Source organism: Polynucleobacter sp. AP-RePozz3-80-G7 (genome assembly GCF_018882145.1).
Classification (GTDB): domain Bacteria; phylum Pseudomonadota; class Gammaproteobacteria; order Burkholderiales; family Burkholderiaceae; genus Polynucleobacter.
Genome location: NZ_JACVPC010000003.1, coordinates 18,984 through 36,448, shown reverse-complemented (window position 1 = coordinate 36,448; position 17,465 = coordinate 18,984). Strand labels below are relative to the sequence as shown.

Genomic DNA, 17,465 nt, shown 5'->3' with positions numbered 1-17,465 from the left:
GTGAATTCTGCTTTAGAGCCTCCTCTACTAAATTTCTTGCTTAGGGCTGCATTAAACGACCAACCGCACGGGAATAATCAATTTCACCCCGGGTAAATCGCTCATGATTCTCCTCAACAGCCGAAAGATCATATAAATAATTAACCATAAGTGCCGCGGACTGTCGCAAACCCTTGCGAGAGAGGTCTCCAGCCCAGTTAATTTGATGAAGCTTGGCGCCGTTGCCCAAGTGAAATTTGGCAACCGGGTTACCGTTACGGCCAGCAGAACCTAAACCCAAGTAAATACTTGCGAGGCACAGTAAAGCGGCTTTTTCTTTTTCAGTAGCATTGTCTGGATGCCAACCAGTACTTAAACGCTCAGACCAAGAGCGATTAGAAAGCCCAAGAACTTCCAAGGATTGCTCACGAGCTGTGCGAACTGCCGGCTTAAGTTGGGTGCCAGTCTTTTCACCGCCAACATCTGCGCCAGCAGAGACCCAGTCAATGAAACCCGGGATTGGTGAAAGGGTTACAAATGTTTTAAGACTTGGGAACTCTGCATGCAATTGCTCTGCAACCCGCTTAATCAAGAAGTTACCCATTGAAACACCACGCAAGCCTGGCTCGCAGTTACTAATGGAATAAAAAGCAGCCACTTTGTATTGTGAAGTTTGATGAACGGTCTCTGCCTTTTTATCTACCAAAGGCGTAATCACAGCGGGGATTTCTGGCAATAGCGCTACTTCAACGAAAATCAAAGGTTCATTTGGAAGCTGCGGATGAAAGAACGCAAAACATCTGCGATCAGGCTGCAAGCGGCGGCGCAGGTCATCCCAACCATCAATTGCGTGTACAGCCTCATGCTGAATGAGCTTTTCAAGAACTTCGGCGGGCGACTTCCAATCCACCCGATGCATCTTTAAAAATCCTGGGTTAAACCAAGAAGATAAGAGGTGACGTAAGTCAAAATCAACTGCTGTTAACTCTGGCTGCTTTTCAAGTAATTGCAACAGGTCACGACGCATACCTACGAGCGCAGCAGTTCCATTGGTTGCACGGTTAAGTCGACGAAACAATTCTTGCCTCGGTGGCTCAGTCACACGCTGTAATTTAATGTAATTGCGAGCACTCGCCTCTGCTGAAAAATTTTGCGCGGCAGCCATGACCGCAGCGGCATCGGGATTTAGCTTTTCAAATAGAAAATTGAAAAATTTAGAATGCTGATCTTTGGAGAGCTTGCGATAGTTATGGATGACATCATCGGCCATGCTGACAGCATTCGATTCACCGCGCTCAGAAATGAGTCGATTGACCGCGCCTGTAACGCGGGAAAAGTAACGGGCTTTTGCTAGCTTTTCAAGCATGTGTATCTCTCAAAGAATTCAACCCAAAGGGTAGCGGGTTGATTACTAATGTATAGCTGAGCCATACCTGAATCAATTAATGAAAGTGTATATTCATTAACTTTAAGTTAATGAATTAGAAAAAGTGTTTAGACGGGTTTAGGGATTATTGCGATGCAACATGCGGGTTTCAGCCGCTAGAGCAAGGATGTTGGGGTTTGATTCATTAGCCTGGAGGTACATTAGGCCGATATGCTGCGTCACCTGATATTTTGGCAATAATGGGGTAAATTCAATCGCATCACCCATTAATGCCTTCACCCTGCCGGGCAACAAAGATCTTCCCAGGTCCCCTGAGACCATATTCATGAGAGAAAAGATATCGCCCACCTTCATGACTACATTGGGGGCAAATCCAGCCAACTGGAAAGCCTCATAAAACCCTGAGGTGGTGGCAAAACCATCTTGAAGGGTTAAAAATTTCTCATTTTGGTACTCAGATAAATCAATATTAGCTTCGGTTGGCTTATTGTTTTTTGAGGAAGCCAAAAACAACTGATCCTCAAAAAGGGGGACTACCTGGACACCCTCCGGAAGATCTCTTGTGGGAACTGCCATGACTACTGCATCTACATTTCCCTCGCTGAGCCTTTTCATCAAATCCTCGTTAGATCCTAGATATAAATCAATATCTAAGTCGGGTCTACGAATTTTGGTACCCATGATAACTCTAGGAATAATATTGGCCGTCAAAGAGTACATTGACCCCAGACGAATTTGCCCACTCTCGACACCGGCTTTGGCTCTCGTCTTTTTTAATACACGGTCTACGTCAGCCAATAAATCGGCACTTGCTTCAGCCAAATAAATAGCTGCTGGCAAGGCCTTTAACTGACGTCCATCTTTTACAAATAGAGCGCACCCTATTCCGGACTCCAGAGAATGCAGCGCCTTATGAATACTGACTGAACTTAAACGCAACTCTTCTGCTGTTTTTGAAAGACTACCGGTCCGAATAAACGAGCACAGCACCTCTAATTTTCGAAGTGTTAGCTCTTCATTCAGCATGAGCTAATTATTGACTCTTTGATTTAAATGCAGCCATGAGATAGAGGCCAAAGAACATCATTGGCACACACAACCACTGACCCATCGATAAACCTAAGCCTAGAAGGCCCAAGAAGGAATCGGGCTCACGCGCATACTCAGCCAAGAAGCGGCAAATACCGTAACCCAACATGAAAAATCCAGATATCTGGCCAACACGTCTTGGCTTACCCGCATAAATCCAAAGCGCAATACCCAGGAGCACACCCTCACCAAGCAGTTGATAAATCTGTGATGGATGGCGTGGCACAGAATCCACTAAAGGAAAAATCATTGCCCATGGAAGATCGGTAGGTCTACCCCATAACTCGCCATTAATAAAGTTACCCAGACGACCAAAAGCCAAGCCAAAGGGAACTAGTGGAGCGACCAAATCACTCACCACAAAAAAAGTGGTCTTATGCTTTTTAGCAAACCAGAAAAGTGCAACTAGCACCCCTAATAAACCACCATGAAAAGACATGCCACCTTCCCATATTTTAAAAATACTCAAAGGGTGAGTTAAATAGAAGCCTGGCATATAAAACAAGGTGTAGCCCAAACGACCACCTAACACTACGCCAAGAACGCCGGCAAACAGAAGATCCTCAAGATCTTTATAGGTCCAACCCAGGGCTTGATAACGAGGTGATTTAATGCGTAAGCGACCCAAAAGCAAAAATTGAACAAAGGCCATCAGATACATCAAGCCATACCAATGAATTGCAAAAGATCCAATACGAATTGCTGCAGGGTCAAACTGTGGATGAATCAACATAGTTCTTAGCTTTTGGATTGGTCAAAGTTATGTAACTCATGGCCTAACTCTCGGTAGGCTTTAAAGCGCTCGCGCCCTGCCAAACGCTCTGCTTCACTCACCGTGACCACCTCAACAATTCTGGGAAAGCGCGCAACCAAGGCCGGTACATCAGCAGGCATACGCATTCCTAAATGAATCATGACATCAGCATGAGGAATGTTATTAAGGGATGAAGATGCAAAGTCATCAGTTAAGACAATGGGCGTTTCTGCTGCGGCCTCATCCTCAATAAAACAGTGCGGCAAGAAATCGGTACTGCTAAACGCCCAAAGAAGGTCGTTCAACTTTTTCAGATCTGCTTTCTCACCCACCATCACAATATTGCGGACTGGCTCACCTTCAGGCGTAGCACTCCAAATCTTACGCGTAAGGCGACAAGCGTATTCCAACTTATCACTCACATTGCTATGAAAATCAATTCGAGCCATTCAATATTTATCCGAGATCTAAGGTGCTTACTTGTGCTCGAGCAAGAAATTCACCAAGAGCGGCACAGGACGACCGGTAGAGCCTTTGGCGGCACCGCTTTTCCATGCGGTGCCAGCGATATCCAAATGAGCCCATTTATATTTCTCGGTGAAGCGAGACAAGAAGCATGCCGCTGTCACGCTACCAGCGGGACGACCACCAATATTAGCCACATCTGCAAAATTGGATTTGAGCTGTTCATGGTAAGCAGCATCCAAGGGCAAACGCCAAACCGTATCCAAAGAAGCATGGCCTGCTTTAGTCAATTCACTTACCAAGTTCTCGTCTTCAGAAAACAATCCGCTATGTACATGACCCAAAGCAATCACGCAAGCGCCAGTTAAGGTGGCAACGTCGATCACTGCCGCCGGCTTAAAGCGCTCTACATAAGTCAGCGCATCACAAAGAATTAAGCGGCCTTCTGCATCGGTGTTGAGGACCTCAATAGTCTGCCCAGACATACTCTTCACAATATCGCCAGGACGAGTTGCTTGGCCTGATGGCATATTTTCACAAGTAGGAATGACGCCAATCACATTCTTCTTTAATTTCATCAAAGCAACGGAGTACATCGTACCGATCACTGAAGCTGCGCCACACATGTCGTACTTCATTTCATCCATAGCTTCGCCTGGCTTTAATGAAATTCCGCCAGTATCAAAAGTGATTCCTTTGCCAACAAGAACAATCGGGGCCTCTCCTGCTTTACCGCCTTGATGCTTCATCACAATAAATTGTGGCGGGGTATCAGAGCCCTTAGCCACAGATAAGAATGAACCCATTCCCAAGGCCTCAATTTGTTTGAGCCCAAGTACATCCACTTTTAGAGCGGTCTTTTTACTTAAGCCCTGCGCAGCCTTACCGAGGTAAGTTGGTGTACAGATGTTTGGAGGAAGATTACCCAAATCCTTCGCCAGGTTCATCCCCTCTACCATCGCGACGCCTTGCTCTACTGCAGGCTTCAGCTCTTTAGCACACGCATCGTTACCTGCAAAGACGAGATGCTTAAATGTGTCTGCTTTATCTTTTACTTTGAATTTCATTGCTGGTTGACGCACGCCAAAACGATAAGCTTGGTCGCCAGCGTATTGAACAGTTAGGCGAACCTCTTCGGCAATGAAGTCAGCTTTGTGTGCAAGCGCAAAGCTTGGTGTAAACCAAAGCGCACTTTCAACTGATCCGCCACTTAAAACCTTCAAAGCTGCGCGAGCAACTTTGGAATAAGTAGTCAAACTCCGTTCGCTAGCAAGATGCACATCGCCCAAAGCCACGAGTAATACTCGTTTTGCCTTAACCCCATTGGTGGACCAAGATTTTTCTGCGCGTAGCATGCATACGGAAGCTTGCGTGGAATCTAAATCCCCAACCAGATTGGCATGATTGACTGAGCCTCCGAGCAAAAGATCTAGCCCCGGCAAAAATCCTACTTTTGCCTTTGCGTCTTTAGCGCCTGAGAAACTATCAAAATCCGCCTTGGAATACGCCAAAACCAAGCAGTCGGTATTGTAGCTAAGCAAGGATTTGAGGCTAGATTTCTGGAGTTTTAGACTCTGAAGGTCTGCTTGAGGGAAAATCTTGGTGCTGAATTGAATTGTCATAATCTATTACAGTGTTTTGGTCGATTCAAAAGGGGGTAATCTGCTAATTTGGGACGTTTATCCATTATCCTCCGACATGAGAATAACTTCCCTTACCTGCAGCAATATAAGCCATTTACAAGCCCAATAACCCTTCATATCCAGACCTATAAATTCTCATGATTTTTAACCAGGCCCTTCGCCGCGAACTCAGTTTTACGACTGGCGGGGTCTTTTTGGTCTTAGTCACCATTATGGTGACCACCTTGGTGATCCGAATTTTGGGTTATGCCGCTAACGGGGCGGTCAATCCAAAAGATGCCCTGGTGTTGATTGCCTTGGCTACCCTGGGTTATCTTGCTGTTCTTTTAACAGTCTCCCTATTTGTCGCAACCTTAATTGTTCTGGTGCGCTGGTACAAAGACTCAGAAATGATTGTGTGGTTTGCTAGCGGCCTAAGCATTACCAATCTTATTCGCCCCATCATGCAATTTGCCACGCCGCTCATCATTGTGATCGCGCTCCTGGCTCTTTTTGTGTGGCCCTGGGCTAACCGAGAATCCACTTTAATTAGCCAACGCTTTCAACAACGTGATGACGTATCCATGGTGAGCGCCGGACAATTCAAAGAGTCCGCAAAAGCAGAACGTGTATTTTTTATTGAAGAGCTCGATGTTGATAAAAGCGAAGTCAAGAATATCTTCGTGGCTGATTCCAAGAATGGTCGGCTGAGCATTGCAGTTTCCCAAACTGGTTTTATTCAAAACTCTGCTGGTGGCGAGAAATCCGTTGTGCTTCATAGCGGTAGACGCTATGAAGGGCAACCCACTCAGCCTGATTTCAGAATTCTGGAATTTAACGAATACAGCACCAAGATACGGAGTAAAGAATCATTGGCGCCCCCACCACGCGATCGCGAGAAGACGATCACCGAGCTTTTAGATGACCCCAATCCAAACTCTACCAGCCCCAATCGTGCTGAGTTACTTTGGCGTATTGGCTTGCCATTAATGGCATTGGGTTTGGTGCTGATTGCAATTCCGCTTGCTTATGTAAACCCTCGCTTGGGCAATTACACTGCGATGTTTTATGCGGTCTTAATTTATTTAATCTATAGCAACTTACTGAACCTGACGCAAAATTTTGTCTCACAAGGCAAGGTCAGTGTATTTGTTGCTATTTGGCCTATTCATTTGCTCGCCCTATTAATTGCGATAGCTTTAATTCGCAATCGCATTAATCCTTCTCTAAAGTGGTGGCGCCGTCAATTGCCTGCCTCTATGGCCGCCAAATGAAATTGCTCTTTCCTTTTATTTACGAGCGCTATTTAGCCAAGCAGATTTATGCTGCTTTTGGCTTTATCTTGTTCGCCTTGGTAGCTTTGTTTTTGTTCTTCGATATCTTGAGCGAGTTAGGGTCCGTGCAGGGAGGCTACACGCTTCCTCTAGCGCTACTTCATGTACTTCTGAAAGCCCCAAGCCGCATTTCAGAAATCATCCCCATTGCAGGCTTGATTGGCAGTATCTATGTATTTGCAATGCTGGCTAGCCAGTCTGAGTTCACCATTTTGCGTATCGCTGGATTAGACGTTAAACGTGGGCTCATTACTCTCACAAAAATTTCACTTCCATTAATAGCGCTCACACTCATCATGAGTGAATGGGTTGGCCCTTATTCCGAAGCAAAGTCTGACCAGATTCGCATGAAGGCTATGGGCTCAGCCTATACGTCACAATTTAAAACGGGTGTTTGGGTAAAAGATCGGCTACGCGATGAGGATGGCAGCGGACCCGTGCGCCCAGGAGTGCGCTATGTCAACGTGGGCAAAGTTGACAAAGATAATGAGATTCAAAACATCCGTATGTATGAGTTTGATGATACCTATCATCTTCTCTCAATCCGTAGCGCAGCCTCCGGACAGTTTGATGAGACTGGCATTTGGGTTCTAAATGATGTCACCGAAACTCGCTTTAAAGAATCAAAGCAGTCCGACCCACTGAACCCCGTTTTTTCTGCGCAAACTTTTACGCACCCGATTCTCACTTTGGAATCGGAGGTCACGCCCCAAATTTTGAATGTTCTTTTAATTAGTCCTGAAAAAATGTCGATCATGAGCTTGGGTCGCTTTATCTCCCACCTTCGTGAAAACAAACAAGATGCGCAGAGACATTCCATCGCCTTCTGGAAGAAAGTGGTTTATCCCTTCACTATTTTTGTGATGCTCGCGCTAGCACTTCCCTTTGCATATCTTAAGGTTCGAGCAGGTAGCGTGGGTATTAAGGTGTTTGGCGGAATCATGCTGGGCATGAGTTTCCAGCTATTTAATTCCCTCTTCTCTAACGTAGGGCTTTTGGGCTCTTGGCCAGCGCTTCTAACAGCACTTACCCCGCCTTTGCTCTACTTCCTTTTGGCGCTATTCGGGTTGCGCTGGGTTTCCAAGGCTTAATACTCATAAATCATTTAGAATTTGATTCCTATATCATTGCTGATATATAGACAGGAATCCTCATGAATCTCCACCAATTTCGCTTTGTGCGTGAAGCCGTTAGGCAAAACTTCAACTTAACCACTGCTGCTAAAGCCTTATTCACCTCTCAACCAGGGGTTTCTAAAGCAATTATTGAATTGGAGGATGAGTTAGGCGTGGAGATCTTTCGTCGCCATGGCAAGCGGATTCGCTCCTTGACGGAACCAGGTAAACGCATTTTGAGCTCGGTTGAACGCATCCTTGATGAAGTGGAAACACTGAAGAGAGTGGGTAAGGATTTTGCTAGTCAAGATCAAGGTAGCCTCGTTATTGCCACTACCCATACACAAGCGCGCTACGCACTTCCTAAAGTGCTGACTGAATTTACTAAACGCTTTCCAAAGGTAAAGGTGAGTATTCAGCAAGGTAACCCAGGTCAAATTGCAGAGCTACTCACACATGATCGTGCGGATATTGCCATCGCTACTGAAGGGATTGCGAATACTCCGGGTGTACTGGCTTTACCCGGCTATCAATGGCAGCACGTACTCATGGTGCCGCTAAGCCACCCCCTTCTCAACCAGGCAACACTTACTCTAGAAGAGATTGCTAAGTACCCAATCATCACCTATGACAAAGCATTTGCTGGTCGCAGCAAGGTTGATGCAGCCTTTGCGCAAAGAAACATTGCGCCCGATATTATTTTGGAAGCGATTGATGCCGACGTCATTAAGACTTATGTAGAAACGGGTATGGGCATTGGTATTGTTGCGGGTCATGCTTATGACCCGGATCGAGATCGCAATCTTAAAGTGATTCCTGCAGGACATCTATTTGGCAACAATGTCACCCATCTTGGCGTCAAACAGGGTGCTTACTTGCGCTCATTTGTTTACACCTTCATTGAACTCTTCTCACCAACGCTCACCAAGAAAATTGTTGAGCAGGCGATGAATAACGAATCCGAGACTTACGAAATTTAAATAATCTGGGAATGCTCAAGGACTGAAGAGTCTTTGAGTGGTGCCTCGGGGCGGACTCGAACCGCCACGCCTTGCGGCACCGGATTTTGAGTCCGGCACGTCTACCAATTCCATCACCGAGGCAGGTGTTTGCAGTGGAAATTCTGCTTACTTTGCTACTTTGTTACTGCTGAGACATGAGAGTGTAACAAAAAATGGTTAGTTACCCCCTACCTTGGGTCTAGAACCCCTTAAAATGAGGTCTTCTAGCCAAATTATTAAAAGGACTTACCCGTATGGCCGGCCATTCGAAATGGGCCAATATTCAGCACCGCAAAGGTCGTCAGGACGAAAAACGCGGCAAGATTTGGACCAAACTCATTAAAGAAATTACCGTAGCCGCCAAATTAGGTGGCGGTGATATCGCTACCAACCCACGTTTACGTCTGGCTATTGATAAGGCCAAAGACTCCAATATGCCGAACGATAACGTGCAAAGAGCGATTCAACGCGGCACTGGATCTCTTGAAGGCGTGAACTACGAAGAAATTCGTTATGAGGGTTACGGCATGAATGGCGCCGCCATTATTGTGGATTGCTTAACCGATAACCGCACTCGCACCGTCGCTGAAGTTCGTCATGCTTTTAATAAGAATGGCGGCAATATGGGCACCGAAGGTTCTGTTGCATTTTTATTCAAGCATTGTGGGCAGATGTTATTTGCTCCAGGCACTAGCGAAGATCAACTCATGGAAGTAGCTTTAGACGCTGGCGCCGAGGATGTAATTACTCATGACGACGGCTCTTTAGAGGTGTTGTCTCCTGTTCCTGATTTTTCAAACGTACAAGATGCCATTAGTAAAGCGGGCCTCAAGCCTGAGCTGGCAACCGTTGCAATGCGCCCTGAAACCGAGATTACTTTGGAAGGTGATCAGGCTGAGAGCATGCAGAAATTGTTAGATGCGCTTGAGAATTTGGATGACGTTCAAGAAGTGTTTACGAACGCTGCTCTTTAATTGACTTTGCATATATAAAAAATTTACTGCATTTTTACTTCATTAATACTGACAAACTATCGTTATGAAAATTCTCCTAATTGGATCCGGCGGACGCGAACATGCTTTAGCCTGGAAACTGGCTCAATCCCCACAAGTCCAAACGGTTTATGTTGCTCCTGGTAATGGCGGTACAGCTACTGCTAAACAAACTGCTGCAGGCATTGAGAACTTACCGATCACTGGATTACAGGAGCTGGCTGATTTTGCCAAGCGCGAGAAGATTCACTTAACCGTTGTTGGACCAGAAGCGCCACTTGCTGCTGGCATCGTGGATGTATTCCGCAATAATGGCTTGCGTATTTTTGGCCCAACTCAATTGGCAGCTCAATTGGAGTCTTCTAAAGACTTTTCTAAAGCCTTTATGAAGCGTCATGGCATTCCAACAGCCGATTACCAAACATTCTCTAGTGCACTTGAAGCGCATGCTTATATTGATGCTAAGGGTGCGCCGATTGTGATTAAGGCCGATGGCCTTGCGGCAGGTAAAGGTGTTGTAGTTGCAATGAGCCTTGAAGAGGCTCATGCCGCAGTTGACATGATGTTGGCTGATAACAAATTAGGCAATGCAGGCGCCCGCGTTGTGATTGAAGAGTTCCTAACCGGTGAAGAAGCTAGCTTCATTGTTCTCGTGGATGGCAAGAATGTTCTTGCATTAGCCACTAGCCAAGATCACAAGCGTTTACTCGATGCTGACCAAGGGCCGAATACTGGTGGCATGGGTGCTTACTCCCCCGCACCAGTTGTTACCCCAGAAATTCATGCACGTGCATTGCGTGAAGTGATCATGCCAACAGTGAAGGGCATGCAAGCAGATGGCATTCCGTATACAGGCTTCTTATATGCGGGCCTCATGATCACGCCTGATGGCAAGATTAAGACTTTAGAATTTAACTGCCGCATGGGCGACCCAGAAACACAACCGATCATGGCTCGCCTGCGCAGCGACCTTGTCAATGCACTAGATCATGCAGTTGACGGCACGCTCAATGAAGTTGAGCTGGAATGGGATCGCCGCACTGCCCTAGGCGTTGTGCTTGCGGCCCACAATTATCCCGACACCCCGCGTGCTGGGGATGTAATTACCGGCATTCCGGCTGACACGGCAGATCAAATTACATTCCATGCTGGTACAAAATTGCAAGATGGCACAGTAGTGACCTCCGGTGGACGGGTGATGTGCGTTGTTGGACTTGCCGATACCGTACGTGGCGCCCAACAAAAAGCATATGAAGCCATCAACCATATACATTTTGACGGCATGCAATATCGTAAAGATATCGGCTACCGCGCAATTAAGTAAATCCATCAAGTTAGAACGCCCTTGTCAGATCAACAGACCCACATCGATATCACTACCTTAAAAGAATATTTTTTAGGTCTGCAAGATCGCATCACAAGCGCCATGAGCGCTTTGGATGGTAAGGTCTTTGTTGCAGATGAATGGCATAAGCCCGAAGACAGCAAACTCAAAGGCTATGGTCGCACCTGCATTTTGGATGGCGGCAATATTCTGGAAAAAGGGGGTGTGGGCTTCTCCCATGTCCGTGGTGATCAAATGCCTCCATCGGCATCTCATCATCGCCCAGAAGTCGCAGGTCGCAGCTTTGAAGCGATGGGCGTGTCTTTGGTATTCCACCCGAATAACCCTAAAGTACCCACCACGCACATGAACGTCCGTTGCTTTATTGCGCAAGCACCTGATAAAGAGCCCGTATGGTGGTTTGGAGGCGGCTTTGACCTCACGCCCTATTACGGCGTTGATGAAGACTGCAAACACTTTCATCAAACCGCTAAAGATGCCTTAGACCCTTTTGGCGAGGAGCTCTACCCTCGTTTTAAAAAATGGTGCGATGAATACTTTTACTTAAAACATCGCGAAGAGCCGCGTGGTATTGGCGGCGTTTTCTTTGATGACTTTAATGAGCTTGGGTTTGAAAAGAGCTTCGCTATGACTCGTGCAGTGGGTGATGCATTTATTAACGCTTACCTACCAATCGTACAGCGCCGCTATCAAGATAGCTTCACCCTTGATGAAAAGTCTTTCCAAGAATATCGCCGCGGCCGCTATGTGGAATACAACCTGATCTTTGATCGCGGGACTATCTTTGGTTTGCACTCTGGTGGCCGCACCGAATCTATCTTAATGTCGATGCCGCCAGTAGTTCAGTGGTGGTACAACTGGCAACCCAAGCCTGGCAGTCCTGAGGCTAAGTTGTATGACTATTACCTCAAGCCACGAGATTGGCTAGCTTGAGCGCTATAAAGAAAATTGGCATTCTTGGAGGTACATTTGATCCTCCGCATGTGGGTCATTTGAAATTGGCTACACATTTTGCAAAGCTACTTCACTTAGATGCACTACTGCTTATTCCGAGTGGTCAGCCATGGCAAAAGGGAACCGGCATTACTCCCGCAGAAATACGCCTGAAGTTGACTGAAGCTGCGGGCATTGATTTAGCGCGCGCATTTTTATATCTCAAGATTCCCACTCAATTAGGCATTGATCGTATGGAGATTGACCGCGCTGGGCCAAGTTATGCGATTGATACCGTTAAAGCCCTACGTGAGCGCTTTGGAACAAGCGCTAACCTAACTTGGCTGATGGGAGCAGACTCTCTTGTTGCTCTGCCTAGCTGGAACTCCTGGGAAAAACTGAGCCAGTATGTGAATTTTGCGGTGGCGACTAGGCCACACCATGATTTAAAGCTAGAAATAAGCTCTGAAGTAGGTCAATTTTTGGAGACCCATCAAACATCAGGCCCCGATGCCCTTGAAAATAGCGCTGCAGGCCTCATATACATCGATGAAAGCTTGAATATTGATCTATCCTCAACCGCATTACGAGAATGCCTCAAATCCAGCTCACGGAGCTCTATTGCATCCGAGCAAATTCCAACCCACACCCTAGAAATCATTACAAATCTGGGCTTGTACCAGTAATCAAGCTAAGATCACCCTAAATAGAAAAATTATTCTCGAGAAAATATGGACTTACGTAAATTACAACGCGTCGTGATTGATGCCCTAGAAGATGTTAAAGCACAAGATATCCGCGTGTATGACACCACTAAATTAAGCGAGTTATTTGATCGAGTGGTTATTGCCACTGGTTCTAGTAATCGTCAAACCCGCTCTTTAGCTATGTCGGTTAAAGAAGAGGTGAATGCTAAAGGTGGAGAAGTCATTTCTATCGAAGGCTTAGAAACCGGCGAATGGGTATTGGTTGATTGTGGCGATATCGTCGTGCATATTTTGCAACCGATGCTGCGCTCTTACTATCAGCTTGAAGGCATGTGGGGTGCTAAACCTGTACGCGTGAAATTAGCTGGTGATAAAGGTCTTGTTAAGGCCAGCGAATCCGAAGACGACGAGTAGTCTCGTCGTCACTTGCGACAATGCGGCTCACCATCGTTTCTGTTGGTCATAAGATGCCTGATTGGGTTGCCACGGCAACTCATGACTACATCAAACGAATGCCTGCGGATTGCAGCATTGAAATCAAAGAGATCAAACCTGATCTCACACCCGCAAAAGAAGCCGTCAAAATTGCAGCAGCCATTCCCAAGGGATCCAGAGTGATCGCTTTGGATGAACGAGGCAAAGACCAAACCACTCAGAATCTTGCCACTCAACTGGCTAGCTGGCGCCAAGAAGGCTTTGACATTACCTTTTTAATTGGTGGTGCAGATGGCTTGGATGCTGGCTTAAAAGCAAGTGCGCAAGCTATGTGGCGACTCTCCAGTCTTACCTTGCCTCATGCCATGGCTAGAGTCATGTTAGTAGAGCAGCTTTATCGAGCATGGACTATCCTGCAAGGCCACCCCTATCATCGCGAGTAATCCGTTGCACTCTTTTATTTATCTCGCTTCGCAAAGTCCTCGCCGCCAAGAGATCTTGAGGCAAATGGGTGTTCGCTTTGAAATGCTACTGCCAAGTCCCGGTGAAGATAATGAGAGCATCGAAACACCTCTCCCACAAGAAAAAGCACGCACCTACGTACAGCGCGTTACCTTGGCAAAAAGTGCTGCAGCACTCAGTCGATGGGAAAAAAGCGGCTTACCTTGGGCGCCGATACTCTGCGCCGATACCACTGTAAGCCTACCCAATCATCCCAATGGTGAAATTCTGGGTAAGCCAGTTGACGTAGCAGATGCCACCCGAATTCTGACTATGCTCAGCGGCAAAGTACATGAAGTACTCAGCTCGGTAGCGATAACCATGAGCCCCGATGAAAAACCCATACAGCTTGTACAGATTTCTCAAGTTCAGTTTGCTGTTTTGTCGAAAGAGCAGATTGACAACTACATCGCCAGCGCCGAACCCTTTGGTAAGGCTGGCGCCTATGGCATACAGGGCTTGGGCGGATCTTTTATTCCCTCAATTCAGGGTAGCTATAGCGGTATCATGGGTCTACCTATTTATGAAACGAAGCTTTTACTAGATCGTGCCCAAGTTAGCAGCATATGAATGAAGAAATACTAATTAATATCACCCCGCAAGAAACGCGCGTTGCTTTAATTCAGCAAGGAGCAGTTCAAGAGCTACAGATTGAGCGCACTCGCCAACGCGGTATTGTGGGGAATATCTATTTAGCCAAAGTGGTTCGTGTACTACCAGGCATGCAATCGGCATTTATCGAAATTGGTCTTGAGCGCACAGCATTTATGCATGTCGCTGACATCACACAAAATAATCCTCAAGCACAAATTGAAAAATTATTGTTTGAAGGTCAAACGCTATTAGTGCAAGTCTTAAAAGATCCTTTAGGAACTAAAGGCGCGCGCTTAACAACTCAGTTGAGTATTGCTGGACGCAATTTAGTTTATCTACCTCCAGCAGGTAGCGATACTGCTACTGAAAAATATATTGGTGTTTCTCAGCGGATTGATCAACCTGAAGAGCGTGATGCCATTAAGGTACGTCTTGCAGGCCTAATGGCTGAAGACGAAAAAGGCGGCATCATCGTCCGTACCAGCGCTCAGGATGCATCCGATACGGAACTTCAGCATGACATGCTTTACCTACGCACCACCTGGGAAAACATTCATGCTGCCATGAAACACAATCCAGCACCAACCCTACTCTATCAGGACCTTAGCCTAGCTGAGCGGGTATTACGCGATGTTGCCGGAGAAGACACGACTCAGATCCGCGTGGATTCGGCTGAGAATTTCGAGAAGCTCAAAGCTTTTACAAACGCTTATATGCCCAACCTTCTGGGCAAACTGACCCTACATCGTGGCGAGCGCGCCCTGTTTGACTTATTTGATGTTGATGCCGAGATTAATAAAGCACTAGGTCGCCGAGTCGATCTCAAGTCTGGCGGCTATCTCATGATTGATCAAACTGAGTCCATGACTACGATTGATGTAAACACGGGTAGTTACGTCGGCGCACGCAATCTCGATGACACCGTCTTTAAAACCAATCTAGAAGCGGCCCAAGCGATTGCACGCCAACTCCGTTTGCGCAATCTAGGCGGAATCATCATTATTGATTTCATCGACATGCTGGGCAAAGACCATCAAGAATCAGTATTGCATGAACTCAAACGCAATCTTGAGCGCGATCATGCGCGCACCTCAGTGAGCGACTTTTCCGCATTGGGCTTAGTGGAAATGACCCGCAAGCGGACACGGGAGTCATTGGCCCACATCACCTGTGAGCCCTGTGCCACTTGCCTGGGCAAAGGTGAGATTAAAACCGCCCAAACGATTTGTTATGAGATTTTGCGTGAAATTGTGCGAGAGCATCGCCAGTTTAATCCGCGAGAATTTCGAATTGTGGCTGCGCCAGATGTAATTGATTTATTCCTAGAGGAAGAGAATCAATTCTTGGCGCAGTTAGGGGATTTCATTGGCAAGCCAATTACCCTGCAAGCGGAAGGTAGCTTCCGCCAAGAGCAATACGATATTGTTCTGAGTTAAGTTTTCTGAATTAAGCGTTAGAGAATTGGATGCGATGTAAGTTCGCATACAAGCCATCATGCTTAATGAGATCCTCGTGCGAGCCATTCTCGACAATCTTGCCATGCTCCAGAACCACAATTCTATCGGCATGTTCAATAGTAGATAAACGATGTGCAATCACTAAGGTAGTTCTATTCACCATTAAGCGCTCGAGCGCTTCCTGAACCTGACGCTCAGATTCAGAATCCAATGCTGAAGTTGCTTCATCCAAAATCAAAATTGGCGCATTCTTATATATTGCTCGGGCAATAGCCATACGCTGGCGCTGTCCGCCAGATAAGCGATTACCGTTATCCCCCACCATCGAATCAACGCCCTCAGGCAACTCTTTGATCAGCGCGCTCAGATTGGCAGCCTCCAAAGCCTCCATGACACGTCCGCGATCAATGCCATCATGATCGTTAGCGCCATAGGCGACGTTGGCAGCAATCGTATCGTTAAAGAGAATGACATCCTGACTTACAAAGGCAATCTGGCGTCGCACATCAGCCAACACAATATCTTCAATAGGAATGTCATCCAAGAAAATGTGGCCGCTGGTCGGCTTATAGAAGCGTGGCAATAAATTAACGAGCGTAGATTTACCGCCACCTGAGGGACCAACGAAAGCTACAACCTCACCCGGTTTAATGTTGAGATTGATATTGCGCAAAGCATCTTTTCGCCCTACATCTTGTTGATATGAAAAGCCAACATCATCAAAACGAATAGCGCCTTTTGCCTTATTGAGCGACTTCATGTTTTGCTTACGCTCTTCATCCTCTTCAAAAGGTTGATCCATCAATCCAAAAATCATTTCCGCAGCAGTAAGGCCACGTTGTAGCGGCTGATTAATATCAGCCAAGTGCTTAAGTGGTGAAATCACCAACATCATGGCGGTAATAAAGGCTGCAAACCCGCCGACAGTCGTGCCTTCGGTGGCAGATTGCATCAACGCGATTACTAGCACTACGGATAAGGCCATAGAGGCAATCAGCTGAGTAATTGGCTGATTTAGCCCGCCCGCCACAGCAGACTTCAAAGCAAACTGACGTGCACGTTCAGCCTTTTGCTTAAAACGATTCGCTTCGTACTCTTGAGCACCATGAACTTTAACTATCTTGTATCCCGCAGCTGCCTCTTCTACAATATAAGCAAGCTCACTGGTGAGTGTTTGCTGTTCTCTATTGAGCGATCTTAGGCGACGATTAATTTTGCTCATGATGAATGCAATCACGGGAAAAATAAACAGAACAACCAATGTCAATTGCCAGTTTAGGTAGATGAGATAACCCATTAAACCAATTACAGTGAGTGAATCACGAACTAAGCTAATTAGCATTCCACCCATGATGGAAAGAACATTATTTACCTCAAAGACAACGGCATTAATCAGATTTGATGCGGAGTTCTGTTGAAAAAAAGTGGTCCTTGCATGCAACAGTGTTTGAAACATTTGCTCACGCAATTTTAATAACACCGCATTAATTACGCGAGTTAATAGATAGTTGGATAAAAATTGAGCCAAACTACGAACCAAGGCCAAGCCGACCAAAAAAACAGGGACTTGCCAGAGCTTGCTATTGAGCTGACCAGTGAACCCGCGGTCCAACAAAGGTTTCATCAGAGCCGGAATGGAGGTTTCGGCGCCAGCCACCAAAGCCATGGCTAAAAGTGATCCAATAATCAAGCTGTAATGGGGCTTGAGGTAGGTAATTAAGCGATTTAGGGCGGTGCGGTCTTGAGCATTCATAT

General features: G+C 46.4%; 16 protein-coding genes, 1 tRNA gene and 1 pseudogene. 11 read left to right on the top strand and 7 right to left on the bottom strand.

Annotated elements, in window-relative coordinates; translation table 11 throughout:
• Window positions 1-40: 40 nt before the first annotated feature.
• The 5 genes from ICE90_RS07370 to ICE90_RS07350 form a co-directional block, all read right to left on the bottom strand.
• Complete coding sequence (locus ICE90_RS07370) at window positions 41-1,345, bottom strand: malonyl-CoA decarboxylase domain-containing protein (protein WP_216191769.1); 1,305 nt, start codon at window positions 1,343-1,345, stop codon at window positions 41-43.
• Between the two features lie 138 nt (window positions 1,346-1,483).
• Window positions 1,484-2,392, bottom strand: a complete 909-nt coding sequence (locus tag ICE90_RS07365; RefSeq protein ID WP_216155744.1) for a LysR substrate-binding domain-containing protein — start codon at window positions 2,390-2,392, stop codon at window positions 1,484-1,486.
• Window positions 2,393-2,399: 7 nt separating this feature from the next.
• Complete coding sequence (gene lgt, locus ICE90_RS07360; RefSeq protein ID WP_215320418.1) at window positions 2,400-3,188, bottom strand: prolipoprotein diacylglyceryl transferase; 789 nt, start codon at window positions 3,186-3,188, stop codon at window positions 2,400-2,402.
• Window positions 3,189-3,193: 5 nt separating this feature from the next.
• A complete protein-coding gene (locus ICE90_RS07355; RefSeq protein ID WP_216191768.1) occupies window positions 3,194-3,658 on the bottom strand; it encodes a DNA polymerase III subunit chi in 465 nt (154 codons plus the stop codon).
• Window positions 3,659-3,685: 27 nt separating this feature from the next.
• Window positions 3,686-5,290 carry a leucyl aminopeptidase gene (locus tag ICE90_RS07350; protein ID WP_370623821.1) on the bottom strand — a complete coding sequence of 535 codons (1,605 nt, stop codon included), beginning with the start codon at window positions 5,288-5,290 and terminating at the stop codon, window positions 3,686-3,688.
• A 164-nt stretch (window positions 5,291-5,454) separates the two neighbouring features.
• Here ICE90_RS07350 and lptF point away from each other — a divergent pair, with 164 nt between their 5' ends.
• From lptF to ICE90_RS07335, 3 genes are all read left to right on the top strand, one after another.
• Window positions 5,455-6,570: an LPS export ABC transporter permease LptF gene (gene lptF / locus ICE90_RS07345; protein ID WP_216155750.1), complete on the top strand. Its 1,116-nt coding sequence runs from the start codon at window positions 5,455-5,457 to the stop codon at window positions 6,568-6,570.
• Window positions 6,567-7,721 (top strand): LPS export ABC transporter permease LptG, encoded by a 1,155-nt coding sequence (gene lptG / locus ICE90_RS07340; protein ID WP_215320427.1) that lies wholly within the window; start codon window positions 6,567-6,569, stop codon window positions 7,719-7,721. The genes lptF and lptG overlap by 4 nt, the downstream gene beginning before the upstream one ends.
• Before the next feature lie 62 nt (window positions 7,722-7,783).
• Window positions 7,784-8,725 carry a CysB family HTH-type transcriptional regulator gene (locus ICE90_RS07335; RefSeq protein WP_215320429.1) on the top strand — a complete coding sequence of 314 codons (942 nt, stop codon included), beginning with the start codon at window positions 7,784-7,786 and terminating at the stop codon, window positions 8,723-8,725.
• Between the two features lie 38 nt (window positions 8,726-8,763).
• On the opposite strand, the gene ICE90_RS07330 is transcribed toward ICE90_RS07335, so the two are convergent.
• Window positions 8,764-8,848: transfer RNA gene (locus tag ICE90_RS07330), tRNA-Leu, on the bottom strand.
• A 152-nt stretch (window positions 8,849-9,000) separates the two neighbouring features.
• On the opposite strand from ICE90_RS07330, the gene ICE90_RS07325 reads away from it, so the two are divergent.
• The 8 genes and pseudogenes from ICE90_RS07325 (at window position 9,001) to rng (ending at window position 15,689) form a co-directional block, all read left to right on the top strand.
• Window positions 9,001-9,720 (top strand): YebC/PmpR family DNA-binding transcriptional regulator, encoded by a 720-nt coding sequence (locus ICE90_RS07325; RefSeq protein WP_215320431.1) that lies wholly within the window; start codon window positions 9,001-9,003, stop codon window positions 9,718-9,720.
• 64 nt (window positions 9,721-9,784) lie between these two features.
• Window positions 9,785-11,062 carry a phosphoribosylamine--glycine ligase gene (purD, locus tag ICE90_RS07320; protein WP_216191763.1) on the top strand — a complete coding sequence of 426 codons (1,278 nt, stop codon included), beginning with the start codon at window positions 9,785-9,787 and terminating at the stop codon, window positions 11,060-11,062.
• A gap of 42 nt (window positions 11,063-11,104) precedes the next feature.
• Window positions 11,105-12,016 (top strand): oxygen-dependent coproporphyrinogen oxidase, encoded by a 912-nt coding sequence (hemF, locus tag ICE90_RS07315; protein WP_216192009.1) that lies wholly within the window; start codon window positions 11,105-11,107, stop codon window positions 12,014-12,016.
• Window positions 12,013-12,702: a nicotinate (nicotinamide) nucleotide adenylyltransferase gene (gene nadD / locus ICE90_RS07310; RefSeq protein WP_216191761.1), complete on the top strand. Its 690-nt coding sequence runs from the start codon at window positions 12,013-12,015 to the stop codon at window positions 12,700-12,702. Before hemF ends, nadD begins: the two co-directional genes overlap by 4 nt.
• A 45-nt stretch (window positions 12,703-12,747) precedes the next feature.
• Window positions 12,748-13,134, top strand: a pseudogene (gene rsfS, locus ICE90_RS07305) (ribosome silencing factor); the annotation flags it as partial.
• A 23-nt stretch (window positions 13,135-13,157) separates the two neighbouring features.
• Window positions 13,158-13,601: a 23S rRNA (pseudouridine(1915)-N(3))-methyltransferase RlmH gene (rlmH, locus tag ICE90_RS07300; protein ID WP_215320437.1), complete on the top strand. Its 444-nt coding sequence runs from the start codon at window positions 13,158-13,160 to the stop codon at window positions 13,599-13,601.
• A 4-nt stretch (window positions 13,602-13,605) separates the two neighbouring features.
• Window positions 13,606-14,229 (top strand): nucleoside triphosphate pyrophosphatase, encoded by a 624-nt coding sequence (locus tag ICE90_RS07295; protein WP_216191759.1) that lies wholly within the window; start codon window positions 13,606-13,608, stop codon window positions 14,227-14,229.
• A complete protein-coding gene (gene rng, locus ICE90_RS07290) occupies window positions 14,226-15,689 on the top strand; it encodes a ribonuclease G (RefSeq protein WP_215320441.1) in 1,464 nt (487 codons plus the stop codon). The genes ICE90_RS07295 and rng overlap by 4 nt, the downstream gene beginning before the upstream one ends.
• A gap of 10 nt (window positions 15,690-15,699) precedes the next feature.
• Here the strand turns inward: rng and msbA are convergent, their stop codons facing one another.
• A complete protein-coding gene (gene msbA, locus ICE90_RS07285) occupies window positions 15,700-17,463 on the bottom strand; it encodes a lipid A export permease/ATP-binding protein MsbA (RefSeq protein ID WP_215320443.1) in 1,764 nt (587 codons plus the stop codon).
• Window positions 17,464-17,465: the final 2 nt, after the last annotated feature.

Coding starts and splice junctions, on each gene's coding strand:
- ICE90_RS07370 (WP_216191769.1), bottom strand. CDS start 1,345: ATGCTTGAAAAGCTAGCAAAAGCCCGTTACTTTTCCCGCGTTACAGGC.
- ICE90_RS07365 (WP_216155744.1), bottom strand. CDS start 2,392: ATGCTGAATGAAGAGCTAACACTTCGAAAATTAGAGGTGCTGTGCTCG.
- lgt (WP_215320418.1), bottom strand. CDS start 3,188: ATGTTGATTCATCCACAGTTTGACCCTGCAGCAATTCGTATTGGATCT.
- ICE90_RS07355 (WP_216191768.1), bottom strand. CDS start 3,658: ATGGCTCGAATTGATTTTCATAGCAATGTGAGTGATAAGTTGGAATAC.
- lptF (WP_216155750.1), top strand. CDS start 5,455: ATGATTTTTAACCAGGCCCTTCGCCGCGAACTCAGTTTTACGACTGGC.
- lptG (WP_215320427.1), top strand. CDS start 6,567: ATGAAATTGCTCTTTCCTTTTATTTACGAGCGCTATTTAGCCAAGCAG.
- ICE90_RS07335 (WP_215320429.1), top strand. CDS start 7,784: ATGAATCTCCACCAATTTCGCTTTGTGCGTGAAGCCGTTAGGCAAAAC.
- ICE90_RS07325 (WP_215320431.1), top strand. CDS start 9,001: ATGGCCGGCCATTCGAAATGGGCCAATATTCAGCACCGCAAAGGTCGT.
- purD (WP_216191763.1), top strand. CDS start 9,785: ATGAAAATTCTCCTAATTGGATCCGGCGGACGCGAACATGCTTTAGCC.
- rlmH (WP_215320437.1), top strand. CDS start 13,158: ATGCGGCTCACCATCGTTTCTGTTGGTCATAAGATGCCTGATTGGGTT.
- rng (WP_215320441.1), top strand. CDS start 14,226: ATGAATGAAGAAATACTAATTAATATCACCCCGCAAGAAACGCGCGTT.
- msbA (WP_215320443.1), bottom strand. CDS start 17,463: ATGAATGCTCAAGACCGCACCGCCCTAAATCGCTTAATTACCTACCTC.